The sequence below is a fragment of the Jiella sonneratiae genome (genome assembly GCF_017353515.1).
Lineage (GTDB): Bacteria > Pseudomonadota > Alphaproteobacteria > Rhizobiales > Rhizobiaceae > Jiella > Jiella sonneratiae.
Genome location: NZ_JAFMPY010000008.1, coordinates 121,755 through 138,613, shown reverse-complemented (window position 1 = coordinate 138,613; position 16,859 = coordinate 121,755). Strand labels below are relative to the sequence as shown.

Annotated in this window: 18 protein-coding genes and 1 pseudogene; 5 read left to right on the top strand and 14 right to left on the bottom strand. The window is 67.7% G+C overall.

The window, feature by feature from the left end:
* The first annotated feature begins 9 nt into the window (after nucleotides 1-9).
* Both J1C47_RS10020 and J1C47_RS10015 read left to right on the top strand, forming a co-directional pair.
* Nucleotides 10-285: a toxin gene (locus J1C47_RS10020; RefSeq protein ID WP_207350615.1), complete on the top strand. Its 276-nt coding sequence runs from the start codon at nucleotides 10-12 to the stop codon at nucleotides 283-285.
* The gene (locus J1C47_RS10015) at nucleotides 282-539 is read left to right on the top strand and encodes a hypothetical protein (protein ID WP_207350614.1); all 258 of its coding nucleotides are present in this window, start codon (nucleotides 282-284) and stop codon (nucleotides 537-539) included. Before J1C47_RS10020 ends, J1C47_RS10015 begins: the two co-directional genes overlap by 4 nt.
* A 14-nt stretch (nucleotides 540-553) precedes the next feature.
* On the opposite strand, the gene J1C47_RS10010 is transcribed toward J1C47_RS10015, so the two are convergent.
* From J1C47_RS10010 to J1C47_RS09985, 6 genes are all read right to left on the bottom strand, one after another.
* Nucleotides 554-1,468 (bottom strand): SDR family oxidoreductase, encoded by a 915-nt coding sequence (locus J1C47_RS10010; protein WP_207350613.1) that lies wholly within the window; start codon nucleotides 1,466-1,468, stop codon nucleotides 554-556.
* A gap of 3 nt (nucleotides 1,469-1,471) precedes the next feature.
* Complete coding sequence (locus J1C47_RS10005) at nucleotides 1,472-1,867, bottom strand: hypothetical protein (RefSeq protein WP_207350612.1); 396 nt, start codon at nucleotides 1,865-1,867, stop codon at nucleotides 1,472-1,474.
* Nucleotides 1,842-2,999 carry a tRNA epoxyqueuosine(34) reductase QueG gene (gene queG / locus J1C47_RS10000; protein ID WP_207350611.1) on the bottom strand — a complete coding sequence of 386 codons (1,158 nt, stop codon included), beginning with the start codon at nucleotides 2,997-2,999 and terminating at the stop codon, nucleotides 1,842-1,844. The genes J1C47_RS10005 and queG overlap by 26 nt, the downstream gene beginning before the upstream one ends.
* A 40-nt stretch (nucleotides 3,000-3,039) precedes the next feature.
* Entirely contained in the window at nucleotides 3,040-3,504 is a 465-nt protein-coding gene (locus J1C47_RS09995; RefSeq protein ID WP_207350610.1) for a GFA family protein, read from the bottom strand.
* 92 nt (nucleotides 3,505-3,596) lie between these two features.
* On the bottom strand, nucleotides 3,597-4,583 hold the full coding sequence (locus tag J1C47_RS09990; RefSeq protein WP_207350609.1) for an aldo/keto reductase: 987 nt from the start codon (nucleotides 4,581-4,583) through the stop codon (nucleotides 3,597-3,599).
* A gap of 328 nt (nucleotides 4,584-4,911) precedes the next feature.
* Nucleotides 4,912-5,604 carry a glutathione S-transferase family protein gene (locus tag J1C47_RS09985; protein ID WP_207350608.1) on the bottom strand — a complete coding sequence of 231 codons (693 nt, stop codon included), beginning with the start codon at nucleotides 5,602-5,604 and terminating at the stop codon, nucleotides 4,912-4,914.
* 403 nt (nucleotides 5,605-6,007) lie between these two features.
* Here J1C47_RS09985 and J1C47_RS09980 point away from each other — a divergent pair.
* Nucleotides 6,008-6,808 (top strand): annotated as a pseudogene (locus tag J1C47_RS09980) (undecaprenyl-diphosphate phosphatase); the annotation flags it as partial.
* A 326-nt stretch (nucleotides 6,809-7,134) separates the two neighbouring features.
* On the opposite strand, the gene J1C47_RS09975 reads toward J1C47_RS09980, so the two are convergent.
* A complete protein-coding gene (locus J1C47_RS09975) occupies nucleotides 7,135-8,142 on the bottom strand; it encodes a complex I NDUFA9 subunit family protein (protein WP_207350606.1) in 1,008 nt (335 codons plus the stop codon).
* A gap of 285 nt (nucleotides 8,143-8,427) precedes the next feature.
* On the opposite strand from J1C47_RS09975, the gene J1C47_RS09970 reads away from it, so the two are divergent.
* The gene (locus J1C47_RS09970; protein ID WP_207350605.1) at nucleotides 8,428-8,844 is read left to right on the top strand and encodes a RusA family crossover junction endodeoxyribonuclease; all 417 of its coding nucleotides are present in this window, start codon (nucleotides 8,428-8,430) and stop codon (nucleotides 8,842-8,844) included.
* On the top strand, nucleotides 8,844-9,470 hold the full coding sequence (locus J1C47_RS09965) for a hypothetical protein (protein ID WP_207350604.1): 627 nt from the start codon (nucleotides 8,844-8,846) through the stop codon (nucleotides 9,468-9,470). The genes J1C47_RS09970 and J1C47_RS09965 overlap by 1 nt, the downstream gene beginning before the upstream one ends.
* Nucleotides 9,471-9,489: 19 nt before the next feature.
* Here the strand turns inward: J1C47_RS09965 and J1C47_RS09960 are convergent, their stop codons facing one another.
* The 7 genes from J1C47_RS09960 to J1C47_RS09930 form a co-directional block, all read right to left on the bottom strand.
* Nucleotides 9,490-11,061, bottom strand: a complete 1,572-nt coding sequence (locus J1C47_RS09960; protein WP_245396478.1) for a SpoVR family protein — start codon at nucleotides 11,059-11,061, stop codon at nucleotides 9,490-9,492.
* On the bottom strand, nucleotides 11,061-12,365 hold the full coding sequence (locus tag J1C47_RS09955) for a YeaH/YhbH family protein (protein WP_207350603.1): 1,305 nt from the start codon (nucleotides 12,363-12,365) through the stop codon (nucleotides 11,061-11,063). The genes J1C47_RS09960 and J1C47_RS09955 overlap by 1 nt, the downstream gene beginning before the upstream one ends.
* 28 nt (nucleotides 12,366-12,393) lie before the next feature.
* Entirely contained in the window at nucleotides 12,394-14,331 is a 1,938-nt protein-coding gene (locus J1C47_RS09950) for a PrkA family serine protein kinase (RefSeq protein ID WP_207350602.1), read from the bottom strand.
* Nucleotides 14,332-14,407: 76 nt separating this feature from the next.
* On the bottom strand, nucleotides 14,408-14,758 hold the full coding sequence (locus J1C47_RS09945; RefSeq protein ID WP_207350601.1) for a hypothetical protein: 351 nt from the start codon (nucleotides 14,756-14,758) through the stop codon (nucleotides 14,408-14,410).
* A gap of 86 nt (nucleotides 14,759-14,844) precedes the next feature.
* The gene (locus J1C47_RS09940) at nucleotides 14,845-15,552 is read right to left on the bottom strand and encodes an NAD-dependent deacylase (RefSeq protein ID WP_207350600.1); all 708 of its coding nucleotides are present in this window, start codon (nucleotides 15,550-15,552) and stop codon (nucleotides 14,845-14,847) included.
* Complete coding sequence (gene pncA / locus J1C47_RS09935) at nucleotides 15,549-16,187, bottom strand: bifunctional nicotinamidase/pyrazinamidase (RefSeq protein ID WP_207350599.1); 639 nt, start codon at nucleotides 16,185-16,187, stop codon at nucleotides 15,549-15,551. The genes J1C47_RS09940 and pncA overlap by 4 nt, the downstream gene beginning before the upstream one ends.
* Before the next feature lie 231 nt (nucleotides 16,188-16,418).
* Nucleotides 16,419-16,763 (bottom strand): hypothetical protein, encoded by a 345-nt coding sequence (locus J1C47_RS09930; RefSeq protein WP_207350598.1) that lies wholly within the window; start codon nucleotides 16,761-16,763, stop codon nucleotides 16,419-16,421.
* Nucleotides 16,764-16,859 lie beyond the last annotated feature (96 nt).

Here is a 16,859-nt window from a genome sequence, read left to right as displayed (position 1 = left end):
GATTTGCCAATGCGACTTTCGTGGAGCCTCGAAAAGAACGAGACGCTGAAGGCTCGATACGGCTTCGGCTTCGAAAAGGTCTTGAAGGCGCTGGACGAGGGGCGGCTTCTGGAGCGGCGCCGACATCCCAACGTGCAACGTTATCCGCATCAGAAGCAGCTCGTCGTCGAGATCGATGAGTACGCCGGGGTGGTTCCTTATGTGGAATTGGAGACGGGGATCTTCATGAAGACGATGTTTCCCAGCCGGCGCGCGACGCGCGACTTTCTCGGAGGCGGCAAATGACTGGCCGTGAACCAGAACCGATCCTGACCGAAGACGAGCAGGAAGATTACGATCTGAGTGAGCACGCCACATGGGAAGCGGTCGGAGACCCGAATGAGGATCGGCTCGCCTTTCAGACGGCAGCGCGAAGCGTATTGCGGGAGTCGCTGGACCAGCGGGTCGAAGTTTTCGTTTCCAAGCGCGAACTGACGAGACGTCTCGACGCGGCGCCCGACGTGCCGCCGGCGGCCGATGACCAGGTGTCAGGCAGGTAGCTGCTCCGCCCCTTTCATCCCTTGCCGTAGTCGCCCTTCAGGCCTTCCAGCCCCTCGCGATAGGTCGGATGGCGAAAACGGTATCCGGCGTCCTTGATCTTCTTGTTCGAGACCCGCTTGTTCTCGCCGTAGAAGCTTCTCGCCATCTCCGAGAGGTCTGCGGCGGCAAAGTCGGTCTCCTCCGGCGGCGTCGCGCCGACCATCTCGGCGGCGTGGAGCACCACGTCCTGGGGCGGGGCCGGCTCGTCGTCGGTGACGTTGAAGATGCCGCCGAGCCGTCTTTCGGCGAGCAGCCGGGTGGCGCCGGCGATGTCGTCGACATGGATGCGGTTGAAAACCTGGCCGGGCTTGACGAGCCGCTTGGCCGTGCCGTTCGTCAGATTGACGAAGGCGTTGCGGCCCGGCCCGTAGATTCCCGACAGCCGGACGATGGCGACGGGCACGCGGCGCGTCTCGCCGAGGGCGAGCCAGGCCTTCTCGGCCTCGACCCGTGCGGTCGACCGCTCCGAGCGCGGCCTCAACTCGCTTTCCTCGTCGACCCAGCCGCCGTCGTGGTCGCCATAGACGCCGACCGTCGAGAGATAGCCGATCCATTCGAGGTTGGGGCTGCCATGGGCGAGTTCGTCGTAATACCAGCGCAGCACCGGGTCGCCCGCCCGGGCGTTCGCGCCGCCGGCATGCGCGCCCTTCGGCGCCGGGTGGCCGGGCGGCGCCGAGACGAGGAGATGCGTCGCGCGGTAGAGCGCGCCGGCCACCCCGTCGGCCGGGTGCTCCCCGTCGAAGACCAGCGGCTTCAGCCCGTGGGCCGCGACGGAGGCGGCCTTGTCGCGCGACCTCACCGTGACGGCCTCGACCGTCACCTTCTTCCTGTCGAGCCCGTCGACGAAACGGGCGGCGGAATAGCCGTAGCCGAAGACGAAAAGACGCATGGCTCAGCGCATCCGGCGGCCGGCGGGGACGAAGGCGTCGACCTCCAGCCGGCCGATCCTCAGGCGGCCGATCTCGGCCTCGCCGATCCGTGCCCTGCCGACGGAGAGCCGGCCGATGGCGAAGGCGCCGACTGCGACGGCACCGAGCGCACAGGCGCCGATCGCCAGCGAGCCGAGCGCGCCGGCGCCGAGGGCACCGGCCCCGAGGGCCCCTGCGCCGAGGGCGGCCGAGCCGGCGGAATGGTCCGGCTGCGGCAGGAAGGCTCCTTCCCGCAGCTGCAGCAGCGCGCGGCGGACCTTGGCCTCCGGCCGGTCGCCGGCGGGCGCGATGCCGGTGCCCGGCTCGCTCGTCGCCCCGGCCCGCTGCGGCGGCTCAGACTTCGCTCTCTTCCAGGACATGCCACTCGCTCCGCACCGTCTCGTCTCTCTCGATATCAAGCGCAGGCGGGCGAAGCCGCAAGGCCCGGCCGTGGTCGAGGCGTCCCAGCGCCCAGACGGCCATCGCCCGCACCGGTGCCGCCGCGTCGGCGAGCAGCCCCTCGACCTGGGGAAGCAGCGCCGGTTCACCGGAATTGCCGGCGGCGATCAGGCAGTTGGAGACGAACTTGTCGCGGCCGATCCGCTTGATCGGCGAACCGGAAAACAGCGCCCGGAAATCTGCGTCGTCGAGACCGAGAAGCGCGTCGAGCCGCGGCGCTTTGAGATCGTCGCGGGCGACGAGCTTCGCCTCGCGCGCCCGTTCGGCGAACTTGTTCCACGGGCAGACGGCGAGGCAGTCGTCGCAGCCATAGATGCGGTTGCCCATCGCGGCCCGGAATTTTCGCGGGATCGCCGCCTTCGTCTCGATGGTGAGGTAGGAGATGCAGCGCCGCGCATCGAGCTGATAGGGCGCGGGGAAGGCGTTCGTCGGGCAGGCATCGAGGCAGGCCCGGCAGGAGCCGCAGCGGTCGCGCCCCGCCTCGTCCGGCTCGAGCTCGAGCGTCGTGAAGATCGAGCCGAGGAACAGCCAGGAGCCGAAGTCGCGCGACAGAAGATTGGTGTGCTTGCCCTGCCAGCCGAGCCCGGCCCGTTCGCCGAGCGGCTTTTCCATCACCGGTGCCGTGTCGACGAAGACCTTGGCATCGTGGTCGCCGAACCCGGCCTCGCGGGCCCGGGCGACCAGGCGGCCGGCAAGTTCCTTCAGCCGGCCCTTGATCACGTCGTGATAGTCGCGGTGCCGGGCATAGACCGAGATCGCGCCGCGGTCGGGCCGGTCGAGAATGGCGAGCGGGTCTTCGTCCGGCCCGTAATTCATCGCGAGAACGACGATCGACCGCACATTCGGCCAGAGATCGCGCGGCGACCTTCGGCGATCCAGCGTCTCAGGCATCCAGCCCATGGTCCCGTGCCGGCCGTTCGCGACGAATTCGGCAAGGCGCTCGCCGGCGAGAGGGCTGCCGGCCGCATCGGCGATGCCGGTCGCGCAAAAGCCGAGCCGGCGCGCATCGGCCGCCACGAAGCTCTTCATCCGGGCAAGGGCCGTCGACGTCATGCCGTGGGTCTGCGCGCGCTGCGATCGGCGGCCGCAGCGCTCACCCGTCCCGCCGGTCGGCAAACGCCCGCAGCAGCGGGCCGAAGGCTTCCGGCGGCGGAAACTGCGGGAAGCTGTGGGCAGCGCCGGTCTCGGCGAAGGCGAGCTTCTCGCTGACCCAGGCCTCGATGAAGGGCGCGACGTCGGACGTGTCGTCGAGCATCGGCGAGCGCAGATTGACGAAGCCGGCGATGCGCTTCGGCTTCGAAAACACCCAGGTCAGGCAGGATGGGCAGAAATAGTGCTCGGTCTGCGGGCCCTTCAGCCCGCCGAGCACAGGCTCGCCGGCGGTAACGGCGAAGCCGTCTTCCGGCAGCATCCAGGTCAGGGAGTACGGGCCGGCCGTCATCTTCTGGCAGCCGCGGCAGTGGCAGGCGGCGGTGATCGCGGGTGCCGCCCTGACCTCGAAGGTCAGCGCGCCGCAGCGGCAACTGCCGCTCCGCGGCAGGTTCCAGTCATGCGCCATGCGGGTGCTCTCCTTTCCGGCGGGAGGCGGCTGCATCCCGCCCTGCCTGCCCTTGCTGGTTCCATCGCCGGCGATGCGGCCTCGGGCGCAGCTCAGCGGCCGGTCATCGCCAGCTGGTCGGGACGGTAGCGCGCGCCCGCGACATTGGCGAGCCTTTCGCCGATCTCGGCCTGTTCGGACTCGGTGAGGGCGATGTCGGCGGCCGCGGCGTTCTCCTCCAGATGCCTGATCTTGCGTGCGCCGGGGATCGGCACGACGAATTCCTTCCGCGACAGGAGCCAGGCGAGCGCCAGCTGCGCCGCCGTCACGCCCCGGGCCGCGGCAAGGCTCTTCAGCGTCTCGACGAGGGCGGCGTTGGCGGCCATCGCCTCGGCCTGGAAGCGCGGCAGGTCCTTGCGGAAATCGCCCTCGGAAAGCTGGTCCGGGCTGGTCAGTCCGCCGGTCAACTGGCCGCGGCCGAGCGGCGAATAGGGAACGAGCGCGATGCCGAGCTCCGCGCAGAGCGGGATGATCTCGGCCTCCGGATCCCGGGTGAACAGCGAATATTCGTTCTGCAGCGCCGCGATCGGGTGCACCGCGTGCGCCCGCCGGATCGTCTCCGGGCCGGCCTCCGACAGGCCGAGGGCGCGCACCTTGCCGGCCTTCACCAGCTCGGCCATGGCGCCGACCGTCTCCTCGATCGGCACGTTCGGGTCGACACGGTGCTGGTAGAACAGGTCGATCGTCTCGATGCCGAGCCGCTTCAGCGATTGATCGCACACCGCCTTGACGTGCTCGGGCCGCGAGTTGGTGCCGCCCATCGGGTTCGCGCCGGGCTCGGTCGAGATGTCGAAGCCGAACTTCGTCGCCACCACCACCCTGTCGCGCCGGCCCTTCAGCGCCTTGCCGAGCAGTTCCTCGTTGGTGAAGGGTCCGTAGACCTCGGCGGTGTCCCAGAAGCTCACGCCGATCTCGGCGGCGCGGTGCAGCGTCCTGATCGATTCGGCCTCGTCCTGGCCGCCATAGGCGTGACTCATGCCCATGCAGCCGAGGCCGATGGCCGAGACCGTCAGTTCCGTGCCGAGTTTGCGCTGATGCATGTCGTTTCTCCTGCCATTTCATCGCGGGAAATGCGTCAGCCCGGCGCTTCGGCCAGTCCTCCCGGGGCGGAGTGCCATGCGGACGCGCCGCCAGGCGGCAGAGCCGCGGAAACAATGCCGACACGAGCGCCTTCGGCCTGGCTGCGCGGAGCGAAGATCGAGGTCAGGCGGCAAGAACGGCCATTCTCCGCGGGCATCTGCCGCGGGGCACGGCGGCGCCGCCGGCGATCGGGGAGGGCCCGTCATGCGACGGGCAGACGTCCGGAGAGCGGACCGGCGGGCGCTGCCTGCGCCATCGTCGCCGCGCTCTCCCGCGACCGGCGGCCGCTCAGAAGTCGAGCTCGCCGTAGTTCAGGGACGGCGGCAGGCCGCGCACCCGCTCGGAAAGCAGCATGCGGAAGGACGGTCGCGACTTCACCCGCACGTACCAGTCCTTGGCATGCGGTTCGCTGTCCCAGGGCACCTCGCCGATATAGTCGAGGGTCGAAAGCGACGCGGCGGCGGCGATGTCGGCATAGGTCAGCTTCGGGCCGGCGAGCCAGTCGCGCTCCTCGACCAGCCAGCCGAGATAGCGCAGATGATGCTTGAGGTTGGCACGCGCCGCGCGGATCGCCGAGGCGTCGGGCGCGCCGCCCCCGTCCTCGGCCCGCATCTCCAGCTTGAACACCCGCTCGCGGATCAGATAGCGGGTGACCTCGCTTTCCATCTTCTTCAGGAACCATTCGGTCAGCCGGCGCGCCTCGGCCCGTTCCAGCGGCTTTTCCGACATCAGGCGCTTGTCGCGCTGGAAGGCGCCGCGGGTCTCGTCGAGATATTCGCCGGCGACGATCCCGCCGACGATCGGCGGGCCGTTGTCCTCGATCAGCACCGGCAGCGTCGCTGCCGGATTGAGCACCAGGAATTCGCGCCGCCGTTCCCACGGCCGCTCCTCCACCAGTTCGCAGCGCTCGCCGTATTCGGCCAGGACCAGCCGGACGAAGCGGGAGGCAGCGGACATCGGATGGTGATGGAGTTTCAACATTGCGCCTGGGGTCGGGTTCTGTGCGTCGGCATTCCGGGCGTTTCGGCCCGACCGCCGGCAATACCCGCGCCGAGGCCGGATCGGGCCGCAGGACGGGCATTTCCGCAATCTTCACACAAATTCGTCAACAGATTGGAAAAGCGGACATTTCGAAGGCAGTTGCGTGGCATCGGGTCGCGGGGACACCTGGATCACGAATGCGGGAAGGAAAGTTCCGGTTCCCCTCGCCCCCGCGGAGCAGGTCAGGTCCGGGCCAGCGTCCGGCGCGAAACAGCCCCGGGTGCCATGGAGCGCGGTTTCCGCCGCTTGCCGCAATTTGGCTGGAGACGTCGGGCCGAAGGGCGTCGTTCAGGAGGCGGCCGGACCCCCATCCGGGCCGGCGGACGGCCGAGGAGAATCGCAGTTGGATCTTGGAGCCTATGTCGACGCGGCGGTCCTCGGTATCGTCGAGGGACTGACCGAATTCATCCCGGTCTCCTCGACCGGGCACATTCTCCTGCTCGGCCACTTTCTCGGCTTCCATTCGACGGCCCACACCTTCGAGGTGGTGATCCAGCTCGGCGCGATCCTGGCGATCCTCCTCGTCTATTTCTCGCGGCTGTGGCAGCTTTTCATCACGCTGCCGACGAGCGGGCGCAGCCGGCATTTCGTGCTCGGCATCCTGATCGCCTTCCTGCCGGCGGCGGTCGTCGGGGTCATCGCCCACGACTTCATCAAGAACTACCTGTTCGAAACGCCGATGGTGATCTGCATCGCCCTCGTCGTCGGCGGCATCCTGCTCCTCGTCATCGACAAGGTGCCGCGCCGCGTGCGCTACGACGAGGTGACGGACTATCCGCTGTGGATGTGCCTCGCGATCGGCGTCTTCCAGTGCCTGGCGATGATCCCCGGCACGTCGCGCTCCGGCGCCACCATCGCCGGCGCCCTGCTGATGGGCACGGACAAGCGCTCGGCCGCCGAATTCTCCTTCTTCCTGGCGATGCCGACCATGGTCGGCGCCTTCGCCTACGACCTCTACAAGAGCCGCAACGAGCTGTCGGCGGACGATCTCGGCCTGATCGCGATCGGCTTCCTCCTCGCCTTCGTCTCGGCGCTGTTCGTGGTGCGAACGCTGCTCGACTTCGTCTCGCGCCACGGCTTTGCGCCCTTCGCCTGGTGGCGGATCGTCGTCGGCCTGGTGGGGATGGTGCTGCTCTTGACCGTCTTTCCGGCGAAGACCCCGGTCGTCGCGCCGGCCGCGGCACCGACCGAGGGCGCCCTCAGCGTCGAGGACATCATCGACGGCGAGCGGCCGAAAGCCGCGCTCGACCACGCCGCCGAGGGCAAGGGCGAACGCGTCACCGGCCAGCAGTGAGGCCGCCGCTCGGGCCTTGGCGCGAAAATCGAAATCGCCGTCCGGAAGGCAGGATGCGCCGGATCAAGCGGTGAAGGCGGCTTTGCCGAGCCGCTCTTTACGCGCGGGGCCGGCAGAGGGTCGGCGGCCGGGATCGGCCGAGGCGATCGCTCGGCCCCGGCCCGGGAGCGACTCTTTCAGGCGAGGCCGTCCTGGTTCTCGGCGTCGAGGCCGCCTGCCTGCGGCTGCGGCTTGGTGAACTGGCCCTGCGGGCGGAAGCGCACGAGATAGGTCGGCAGGATCGCGTCGAGGGTGCGGGGCATGCGCTCGAAGGCATCGAGCGTGCGGCCCTCGGCCTTGGCGGCTTCCGAGACGACGTTGTCGTGCTTGAGCAGCTTCACCTGGTCCTCGGTGAGCGGTGCGCCGGGCAGAAAGCGCATCAGCCGCGCCATGGTCGAGGCGGCGCCGAAGGGGATGGTCACGAAGCCGCGCTTGCGATCGACGACGCGCAGCATCTCCTCCATCATCTGGCGGAAGGTGAGGACCTCCGGCCCGCCCAGTTCGTAGATCCGCCCGCCCGGCACCTTGCCTTCGACGGTCTCGGCGATCGCCTCGGCGACGTCGCCGACGAAGACCGGCTGATAGCGCGTCTTGCCGCCGCCGATCAGCGGCAGCACCGGCGCAAAGCGCGACATGTCCGCGAAGCGGTTGAAGAACTGGTCCTCGGCGCCGAAGACGATCGAGGGCCGGACGATGGTGGCCTCCGGGATCGTCTCGAAGACGGCCGCCTCGCCGGCGGCCTTCGAGCGGGCATAGGCGGAATCGGAATGGGCGTCGGCGCCGATCGCCGAGATCTGGGTCATGCCGGCGCCGACCCCGCGCGCCGCCTCGGCGACCGCACGGGCGCCGAAGTTCTGGACGGCGTCGAAGCTCTGGCGGCCGCTCTCGGCGAGGATGCCGACGAGATTGACGACGTGGTCGGCATTCTCGACCGCCCGGTCGACCGACCAGCGATGGCGCAGATTGGCCTGGATCGGCAGGATCTGCCCCATGTTGCCGGCAATCTGCAGGTGATAGGCGAGATCGGGCCGGCGGCAGGCGACCCGCACGCGGTGGCCGCGGCGGCACAGCGCCCGCGCGACGTAGCGCCCGAGGAAGCCGGACCCGCCGAACAGCACAACCGTCTTCTTCAACCCGATCGTCATCCAATCCGCTCCTTCGTCCCTTTCGGGGCATCCCGACCCGGCGGCACCCGGCCTGCGAGAAGCCACCCGTCGGAAAATCCTGGGCCCGGCCGACGCATCGCGAGGGTGCCCCGCACGGCGCCCCGCGCACTCGCCTGCGCTCATAACCCGTTCACCCCCTCAGGTGAAGGCGGAATTCGCCGGTCGACCGCCGGCCGATGGGGGGGGTCAATTCAGGAGGGAGATATTGTGTCGATAAAACCAGAACGATAATGTCCATTCGACCGCGGCAGTCGGGGAAATCCGTTGGCTCTCGAACCTCCGCTCCCGCTGGAGTTCATCGTTCACGGGACGCCGACGAGCCTGCAGGGGTCGGCGCGATCGCGCGATGAGTGGCAGCGGCGGGTCCGGCGGGCCGCGCTTGCAGGGCTCCCGGTCGGTGGCTGGCTCTTGAGCCAGCCTCTTGCTGCGACGATATACATCTTTCCAGCAGCCCCGCTTGCCGGCGACATCGACAACCGCGTGAAGCACATACTCGATGCGATGACGCGGGTCGTTTACCTGGAGGACGCGCAGATCCATCGGATCGTCGTTCAGAAATTCGAGCCCGATGCCATCTTTCAGTTTGCGAATGCGAGCCAGTGCCTGGCCGAGGCATTGATGTCGACAGATCCCGTCGTCTACGTGAGAATTACCGACGATCTTCATGAGGAACTGCGGTGATGCTGGCTTTGACCGAACGGCTCGTACTCGACGCAATGGAACCAAGATGGAAGGCGCGGGGATACACCTTGATCCGTGAGCCGACCGAAGCGGAGGTGCCGAATTTCTTCGGCGGATTTCGCCCCGACGCGATCGCGGTGGGACGCGCGCCTTCGCTTCTGATCGAAGTCAAGCGCCCGGGCGGCGAGATAGGCGACTACAAGCTTGCCAAGCTCCAGGAACTCCTCAAGGGCCGCAACGACTGGCGTCTGGAAATTCTCTATGCCGCCTCCGAGGCGCCTCTTGTCGAACCGGTCGCGACCGAGTGGATCGGCAGCACTCTCGTCTCTGCGACCCAGCTCTCGCCGCATAATCCGCAAGCTGCCTTTCTTCTCGCATGGGCAGCGCTCCAGGCAGCCCTGACACGCAGATTTCCGATCGAGGCGAAGGGCCCGATCTCCGCGCCGCTGCTGGCTCTTCTCGACGGCGGGGATATCGATCAGGACGAACACCAGCTGCTGCTGGGGCTCTCCCGCAAGCGGAATGCGCTGGCGCATGGCCAGCTCGACATGCCGATCCTCGGCGAGGACGTGGCGGTGATCGTCGACCTCGCCGATCGTATCCTTGCCAAAGATCCGCAGCCTTAGCTCAGCGGCCGAGGCGCCCCTACCGGAACGCCCGCGACGGCGAGCCGTCATGGGCGGCGATGGTCGCGCCGTCCTCGATCTCCAGGAGCTTGACGTCGTAGCCCCAGAGATTCGCGAGGTGGTGCAGCACCTTGGCGGCGTCCTTGCCGTCGAGGGTGACGCCGTCGACGACGTTGTGGTGCAGGATCAGCTTGCGGTCGCCGGCGAGATCGACGTCCGCCACCTGAATGTCCGGGTCCTGCCGCCCGACGTCGAACTGCCGCGACAGCGACCGGCGCACCGCCTTGTAGCCGCGCTCGTCGTGGATCGAGGCGACGACGATCTCCTCGTCCTCGGCATCGTCGATGAGCCGGAAGAGCTTCTGCTTGCGGATCACGGCGGGGCTGAGGAACTGCAGGAGGAAGCTCTCGTCGCGATAGTTCGCCCAGGCGTCGCGCAGCACGCCATAGGCGTCGCCGCAGCCGGCGAAATCCGGGAAGAAGGCGCGGTCCTCCGGCGTCGGAGCGAGAGCGATGCGCTCGATGTCCTCCATCATGGCGAAGCCGAGCGCATAGGGGTTGATCCCGGAATAGCGCGGGTCGTCGTATTCCGGCTGGAAGACGACGCTGGTGTGGGAGTGCAGGAATTCCAGATAGGCGCCGTCGGTGATCTGCCCGGCCTCGTGCAGCCTTGTCATCAGCCGGTAGTGGGTGAAGGTCGCGCAGCCCTCGTTCATCACCTTGGTCTGGCGCTGGGGATAGAAGTACTGGGCGATCTGGCGGACGATGCGGATCAGCTCGCGCTGCCAGGGGGCGAGGCGCGGGGCGTTCTTCTCGAGGAAATAGAGGATGTTCTCCTCCGGCAGGCCGAGCATCTGGCGGCGCCGCTCGTCCTCGCCGTCGCGCTTCCTGCGGCTGGCGGTCTTCGGCAGCGTGCGCCAGAGATCGGAGAAGTGCTGTTCGGCGAAGGCCTGGCGCTCCTCGAGCCGCCGCTGCTCGGACTTCAGGTCGAGGGCGTGCTTGCCGGGATAGCGGTGGACGCCGTGGCTCATCAGCGCGTGGGCGGCGTCGAGGATCTGCTCGACGTTCTCCTGGCCGTAGCGGTCCTCGCAGGCCGCGACGTAGTTCTTGGCGAAGGCGAGGTAGTCGAGGATGCTGGTGGCGTCGGTCCACTGCTTGAAGCAGTAGTTGTTCTTGAAGAAGTGGTTGTGGCCGAAGGCGGCGTGCGCCAGCACCAGCGTCTGCATCGTCGCGGAGTTCTCCTCCATGATGTAGACGATGCAGGGGCTGGAGTTGATGACGATCTCGTAGGCGAGGCCCTGCCAGCCCTTGCGGTAGAGCGTCTCGTTCCTGACGAAGTGCTTGCCGAAGGACCAGTGCTTGTAGAACAGCGGCATGCCCGTCGAGGCGTAGGCGTCGAGCATCTGCTCGGAGGTGATCACCTCGATCTGGTTGGGATAGATGTCGAGCTTCAGCTCGCTGTCGGCGATCGCGCCGATCGCGCCGTAGACGCGGTCGAGCAGGTCGAAGTCCCAGTCCCGGCCGGTGAAGAGCGGCTCGCGCGGCATCGCGGCCGGGGGCGCGGCGCTGGTGGTCTTCCTGGCCCTCGCCATCAGCGTGCCTCCGCCGGTTCGTCGCGGCGCTCGAAGAGTTCGCGGAACACCGGATAGATGTCGCGCCGGTCGTTCACCTTGCGCATCGCCATCGGCAGGTTCGGCCGCACCAGTTCCTGATAGGCGCGCCAGAGGGTGGTCTCCTGGCGGGCGAAGACGCCGTCCTCGCGGTCGAAGTCGCCGCGCCCCACCTGCAGATAGGCGTAGTATTGCGACATCGGCAGGATCGTCTCGCGCAACAGCGCCACCGAGCGGGCGTTGTCGGAGGAGAGATTGTCGCCGTCTGAGGCCTGGGCGGCGTAGATGTTCCACTGGTCGGCGGGGAAGCGCTGCTTGACGATCTTGGCCATCTCGATCAGCGCCGAGGAAATCACCGTGCCGCCGGATTCGCGCGAATGGAAGAAGGTCTCCTCATCGACCTCCTTGGCCTCGTGGGTGTGGCGGATGAAGACGATCTCGACCTGCCGGTAGCGCCGGGTGAGGAACAGGTAGAGCAGCGAGAAGAACCGCTTGGCGAGGTCCTTCATGTGCTCGTCCATCGAGGCCGACACGTCCATCAGGCAGAACATCGCCGCCCGGGCGATGGGCTCCGGCGTCACCTCGATGCGCCGGTAGCGAAGGTCGACCGGGTCGATGAAGGGGATCACCCTGGCGCGCCGCTCCTGGCGTTCGATCTCGGCCTTGAGGACGGCGATGCGGCCGGAGGTGTCGCCGTCGCGTTCGAGGTCGCCGAGCTCGCGGCGCATCTTGTCGAGCTCGGCCGGGTTGGGCCGCTTCAGCGCGATGCGGCGCGACAGGCTGCGCCGCATGGTGCGCCCGACCGACAGCGAGGCCGGCGATCCGGAGGTGCGGAACCCCGCGGGATGGCGTTTTTCGACGGCGTCGCCGAGCACCTGGCGCTTGGCAAGATTCGGCAGTTCGAGATCTTCGAGGAACAGGTCGAGGAACTCGTCCCGCGACAGCACGAAGCGGAAGCCGTCCTCGCCCTCGCCGTCGGGGCTGCCTTCGGAGCCCGAGCCCTGGCCCTGCTTCGGCCGCTGGATGCGGTCGCCGGCCACGAACTTCTTGTTGCCGGGCAACACGTAGTCGCGCATCCCGCCGTCCCGGCCGGCATGGAAGCTCGGCTCGTGGACGTCGTCCGCCGGGATGGTGACGGCGCCGCCGCCGTCGATCTCGCGGATCTTGCGTGCGCCGGAGGCCTCGCGCACCGCCTGCTTCACCAGCGCGCGGGCACGCCGCATGAAGCGCTGGCGGTTGGCGAGGCTCTTGCCCCCCGGATCACGACGACGGTCGATGATATGCATGGCCGATCCAGTGGAAGTCCGAGTGCGCTCAGCTTGCCTGCCTGACACGCATATACCATTCGACGAGTCGCCGCACCTGCCTTGGCGTAAAGCCGCGCTCGACCATGCGGTCGACGAACTCGTTGTGCTTCTTCTCGGTCTCGGAATCCTTCTTCGAGCCGAAGGAGATCACCGGCAGCAGGTCTTCCACCTGGCTGAACATCCGCTTCTCGACGACGTCGCGGATCTTCTCGTAGCTGGTCCAGGAGGGGTTCTGGCCGCGGTTCGCCGCCCGTGAGCGCAGCGAGAACTTGACCACCTCGTTGCGGAAGTCCTTGGGATTGGCGATGCCGGCCGGCTTCTCGATCTTCGAGAGCTCCTGGTTCAGCAGGTCGCGGTCGAGCAGCTGCCCGGTGTCGGGATCCTTGTAGTCCTGATCCTCGATCCAGGCGTCGGCATAGGAGACGTAGCGGTCGAAGAGGTTCTGGCCGTAGTCGTGGTAGCTCTCGAGATAGGCCTTCTGGATCTCGTTGCCGATGAACTCCGCATAGCGCGGCGCGAGCTCGGCCTTGATGAACTCCAGATAGTCGCTCTCGACGTCCTCGGGAAACTGTTCGCGGCGCACCGCCTGTTCGAGGACGTACATCAGGTGGACGGGATCGGCGGCGACTTCCTCGGTGTCGTGGTTGAAGGTCGCCGAAAGCGCCTTGAAGGCGAAGCGCGTCGAGATGCCGTTCATGCCCTCGTCGACGCCTGCGGCATCGCGATATTCCTGCAGCGTGCGGGCCTTGGGATCGACCTCGCGCAGGCTCTCGCCGTTGTAGACGCGCATCTTGGCGTAGAGCGAGGAGTTCTCGTGCGGCTTTAGCCGGGAGAGGACCGCGAAGCGCGCCAGCATCGCCAGCGTGTCCGGCGCGCAGGGCGCCTCTGCGAGTTCCGAGCCGGTGACCAGCTTGTCGTAGATCCGGGTCTCCTCGTCGACCCTGAGGCAGTAGGGCACCTTGATCACGTAGATCCGGTCGATGAAGGCCTCGTTGTTCTTGTTGTTCTTGAAGCTCTTCCACTCCGATTCGTTGGAGTGGGCCATGATCATGCCGGTGAAGGGGATCGCGCCGATGTTCTCCGAGCCGACATAGGAGCCTTCCTGAGTCGCGGTCAGCAGCGGATGCAGCATCTTGATCGGCGCCTTGAACATCTCGACGAATTCGAGGACGCCCTGGTTGGCGCGGTTGAGGCCGCCGGAATAGGAATAGGCGTCGGGATCGTTCTGGGCGAAGGTCTCCAGCCGGCGGATGTCGACCTTGCCGACCAGCGAGGAGATGTCCTGGTTGTTCTCGTCGCCCGGCTCGGTCTTGGCAACGGCGATCTGCTTCAGCCGCGAGGGCATCAGCTTGGCGACCTTGAACTTCGAGATGTCGCCGCCGAACTCGTCGAGCCGCTTGACGCACCAGGGGCTCATCAGCCCGCTGAGGCGGCGGCGGGGAATGCCGTATTCGGCCTCGATCGTCTCGCCCATCGTCTCGGGATCGAAGAGCACGAGCGGGCTCTCGAACACCGGGCTCAGCTCCTCGCCGGCCTTCAGCACGTAGATCGGCTGATCCTCGATCAGCGACTTGATGCGCTCGGCGAGCGACGATTTGCCGCCGCCGACAGGGCCAAGCAGGTAGAGGATCTGCTTGCGCTCCTCGAGCCCCTGGGCCGCCTGCTTCAGGAAGGCGACGATCCGCTCGACCGTTTCCTCCATGCCGTAGAAGTCGGTGAAGGCCCGGTAGGTCCGGATGGTGCGGTTCTGGAAGATGCGGCCGAGGCGCGATTCCTGCGAGGTGTCCACCATCTCCGGCTCGCCGATGGCGGCGAGAAGCCGCTCGTGCGGCCCGGCATAGAGGATCGGATCCTCACGGCACTTCTCGAGAAACTGCGAGAGCGACATCAGCGTTTCGCGCCGCTGCTCGTAGGTCCTGGCGTACTGGTCGAACAATGTGCTCATCACCCACCTCCATTCGCCATGGCACGCTTCGAGCCTTGCGCGAAGGCGCGCCGATCAGTCCCGTCCACTCACCATGCTACATGTCAAACCGTTGAAAACAATCATTAAATTTCCAAAAATCCCGGCTTTGCCCCTTGCGTTCGCGGCTCTTCTGGGGAACTATGCGCGCGCTGGAAAATCCGATCCGCCGCGCCGCGCCTGCCATACTGCACTGCAAAACAGTTTCATCCCGGCGACCTTGAATCAAGTGGTCGCATGCGCGGCGCCGGACAAGGCGCACCAGAGGGGCCGGGCAATCACCTTCGCCGTGATCCTCGGCCGCGATCACCCGCCTTGCATCTTCCCGGGGCGCTTGCCCCATGCCGGCACTCGGATAAGTTTCGAACGACAAAGCGGCGCGGATGCGGCGCGCGGGTCCTGCGTTCATTCCTGTCGCCGGCGATCAGTCCGAATGCCTGGCTGTCGCGTCCTGCGAAGGATCAAGGCTCGCACGCCAATCTTGAGCGGAGCCTGTCACGGCCGGCCGGTGGCGAGGACGGCCTCTACGAAGGCGGGAACGAGCGTCGAGGCCGGGCCCTGCCTGGTCTCGTCGAAGAGCCAGCTCCCGTCCGACGGCTGGAGATTGAGTTCGAGCGTGCGGATGCCGGCCGCCCGGGCCTCGGAAACGAAACCGGCAGCCGGGTAGACCGCGCCGGACGTGCCGATCGCGACGAAGAGATCGGCGTCGAGGAGCCGCGCCTCGATCTCGTCCATGCGGTAGGGCATCTCGCCGAACCAGACGACGTCCGGCCGCAGGCCGCCGACACGCGAGCAGGCGGCGCAGGAAAGGCCGGTCGAAAGGTCGCCGGCGGCCGCTCGCCTGTCGCCGCAACGGGCGCAGAGCGAGCGGGCGAGTTCGCCGTGCATGTGGATGACGTCGCGCGAGCCGGCGCGCTCGTGCAGATCGTCGATGTTCTGGGTGACGAGGGTGAGGCGGCCGGCAAATTCCGCCTCGAGCCGCGCGAGCGCAAGATGGGCGGGGTTCGGCCGGGCGGCCGAAAGGCTGGCGCGGCGGGCATTGTAGAAGGCGTGCACGGTGTCCGGATCGCGGGCGAAGCCTTCCGGCGTCGCGACGTCCTCGAGCCGCACCCGCGACCAGAGGCCGCCGGCGTCCCTGAACGTGTCGATGCCGGATTCGGCGGAAATGCCGGCGCCGGTGAGAATGAAGATCGCCGCGGTCATGCCCGCGCGAACGCGGCTTCGCCGATGCGCGCGACGCCGAGGTCGCCCATCTCCTTCCAGGCACGCGCCAGCGAGCCGTCAAGGTCGATGGCGCGGCAGGCATCCTCGACGACGCAGACCTTGAAGCCGGCCTTGCGGCCGTCCATCGCGGTCCAGGCGACGCAGAAGTCGGTCGCGAGGCCGCAGACGAAGATCCGCGCGACGCCGCGCTCCCTCAGATAGCCGGCGAGCCCCGTGGGGGTGGCGTGATCGGCCTCGACGAAGGCGGAATAGCTGTCGATGTCGGCATGATAGCCCTTGCGCACCACCAGCTGCGCCGTCGGCACCGAGAGGCCGGCGTGGAAGGCCGCGCCGCTTGAACCCATGACGCAGTGGTCGGGCCACAGCACCTGCGGGCCATAGGGAAGATCGATGGTCTCGAAGGGCTGGCGGCCGTGGGTCGCGGCGAAGGAAACGTGGCCGGGCGTGTGCCAGTCCTGGGTCAGGACGACGACGGGAAACAGCGCGGCGAGGCGGTTGACCACGGGCACCACAGCTTCGCCACCGGGCACCGCGAGGGCACCCCCGGCACAAAAGTCGTTCTGGACGTCGACGATGATCAGGGCGTCGTCCGCGCCGGGTCGGATCTGGGTCATGGCGCCACGATGCCAAAAAACGCACCGCAACAAAAGCCGGTCGGGCCACGAAAGCCGGGCCCGCGTGGCGGGTGCCGCCGACCTCGCCTCGCATATCCCGGCCCGGCCGGCCGAACGGCTTTGCCCGCGAACGCGAAGACGGCCGGTGCGCGCCCCTTCGCACCGGCCGTCTTCACGAGGCCGCCGCACCCGGCCGGGCCGGGCCGGGCGCAGCGGCAAGACAGAGTTCGCTCAGTCGGTCAGCGCGGCCCGCAGGTCGGCGCCGCTTTCGACCGCGACGCGGTCGCCGATGCGCCGGAAGGTCAGGGTCGCCGGCTCGGCGCCGCCGGTCCCGGGGACGGCGATGGTCGTCGTCTCGCCGTCGGAAAGGGTCGAGACGAAGCGCAGCGGCGTTCCGCTCTCGCCGTCGGCGAGCGTTGCAACCAGCCTGAGGCCGGACCCCTCGACGGTGTAGTAGGCGGCCCCCTGCACGGTGCCGAGCCGGATCGTCTGGCCGGCCTCGGGCTTCAGGTCGCCGGCATGGGCGGCGGTCGCGGCGGCGAGGAGTGCGGTCGCGGTGATGATCTTCAGTTTCATAGTCGGCCTCGTTGCTTCAAAATGTCTTGTTGATCCGAGACCTATTCCTTCATGCTGCGGCGCACAATGGCATGGCAGCCATGATATTTCGCTCGG

What these genes read in the sequence shown, in the direction of transcription:
- J1C47_RS10020 (WP_207350615.1), top strand. Translation starts at nt 10, where the DNA reads ATGCGACTTTCGTGGAGCCTCGAAAAGAACGAGACGCTGAAGGCTCGA.
- J1C47_RS10015 (WP_207350614.1), top strand. Translation starts at nt 282, where the DNA reads ATGACTGGCCGTGAACCAGAACCGATCCTGACCGAAGACGAGCAGGAA.
- J1C47_RS10010 (WP_207350613.1), bottom strand. Translation starts at nt 1,468, where the DNA reads ATGCGTCTTTTCGTCTTCGGCTACGGCTATTCCGCCGCCCGTTTCGTC.
- J1C47_RS10005 (WP_207350612.1), bottom strand. Translation starts at nt 1,867, where the DNA reads ATGTCCTGGAAGAGAGCGAAGTCTGAGCCGCCGCAGCGGGCCGGGGCG.
- queG (WP_207350611.1), bottom strand. Translation starts at nt 2,999, where the DNA reads ATGACGTCGACGGCCCTTGCCCGGATGAAGAGCTTCGTGGCGGCCGAT.
- J1C47_RS09995 (WP_207350610.1), bottom strand. Translation starts at nt 3,504, where the DNA reads ATGGCGCATGACTGGAACCTGCCGCGGAGCGGCAGTTGCCGCTGCGGC.
- J1C47_RS09990 (WP_207350609.1), bottom strand. Translation starts at nt 4,583, where the DNA reads ATGCATCAGCGCAAACTCGGCACGGAACTGACGGTCTCGGCCATCGGC.
- J1C47_RS09985 (WP_207350608.1), bottom strand. Translation starts at nt 5,604, where the DNA reads ATGTTGAAACTCCATCACCATCCGATGTCCGCTGCCTCCCGCTTCGTC.
- J1C47_RS09975 (WP_207350606.1), bottom strand. Translation starts at nt 8,142, where the DNA reads ATGACGATCGGGTTGAAGAAGACGGTTGTGCTGTTCGGCGGGTCCGGC.
- J1C47_RS09965 (WP_207350604.1), top strand. Translation starts at nt 8,844, where the DNA reads ATGCTGGCTTTGACCGAACGGCTCGTACTCGACGCAATGGAACCAAGA.
- J1C47_RS09960 (WP_245396478.1), bottom strand. Translation starts at nt 11,061, where the DNA reads ATGGCGAGGGCCAGGAAGACCACCAGCGCCGCGCCCCCGGCCGCGATG.
- J1C47_RS09955 (WP_207350603.1), bottom strand. Translation starts at nt 12,365, where the DNA reads ATGCATATCATCGACCGTCGTCGTGATCCGGGGGGCAAGAGCCTCGCC.
- J1C47_RS09950 (WP_207350602.1), bottom strand. Translation starts at nt 14,331, where the DNA reads ATGAGCACATTGTTCGACCAGTACGCCAGGACCTACGAGCAGCGGCGC.
- J1C47_RS09945 (WP_207350601.1), bottom strand. Translation starts at nt 14,758, where the DNA reads ATGAACGCAGGACCCGCGCGCCGCATCCGCGCCGCTTTGTCGTTCGAA.
- J1C47_RS09940 (WP_207350600.1), bottom strand. Translation starts at nt 15,552, where the DNA reads ATGACCGCGGCGATCTTCATTCTCACCGGCGCCGGCATTTCCGCCGAA.
- pncA (WP_207350599.1), bottom strand. Translation starts at nt 16,187, where the DNA reads ATGACCCAGATCCGACCCGGCGCGGACGACGCCCTGATCATCGTCGAC.
- J1C47_RS09930 (WP_207350598.1), bottom strand. Translation starts at nt 16,763, where the DNA reads ATGAAACTGAAGATCATCACCGCGACCGCACTCCTCGCCGCCGCGACC.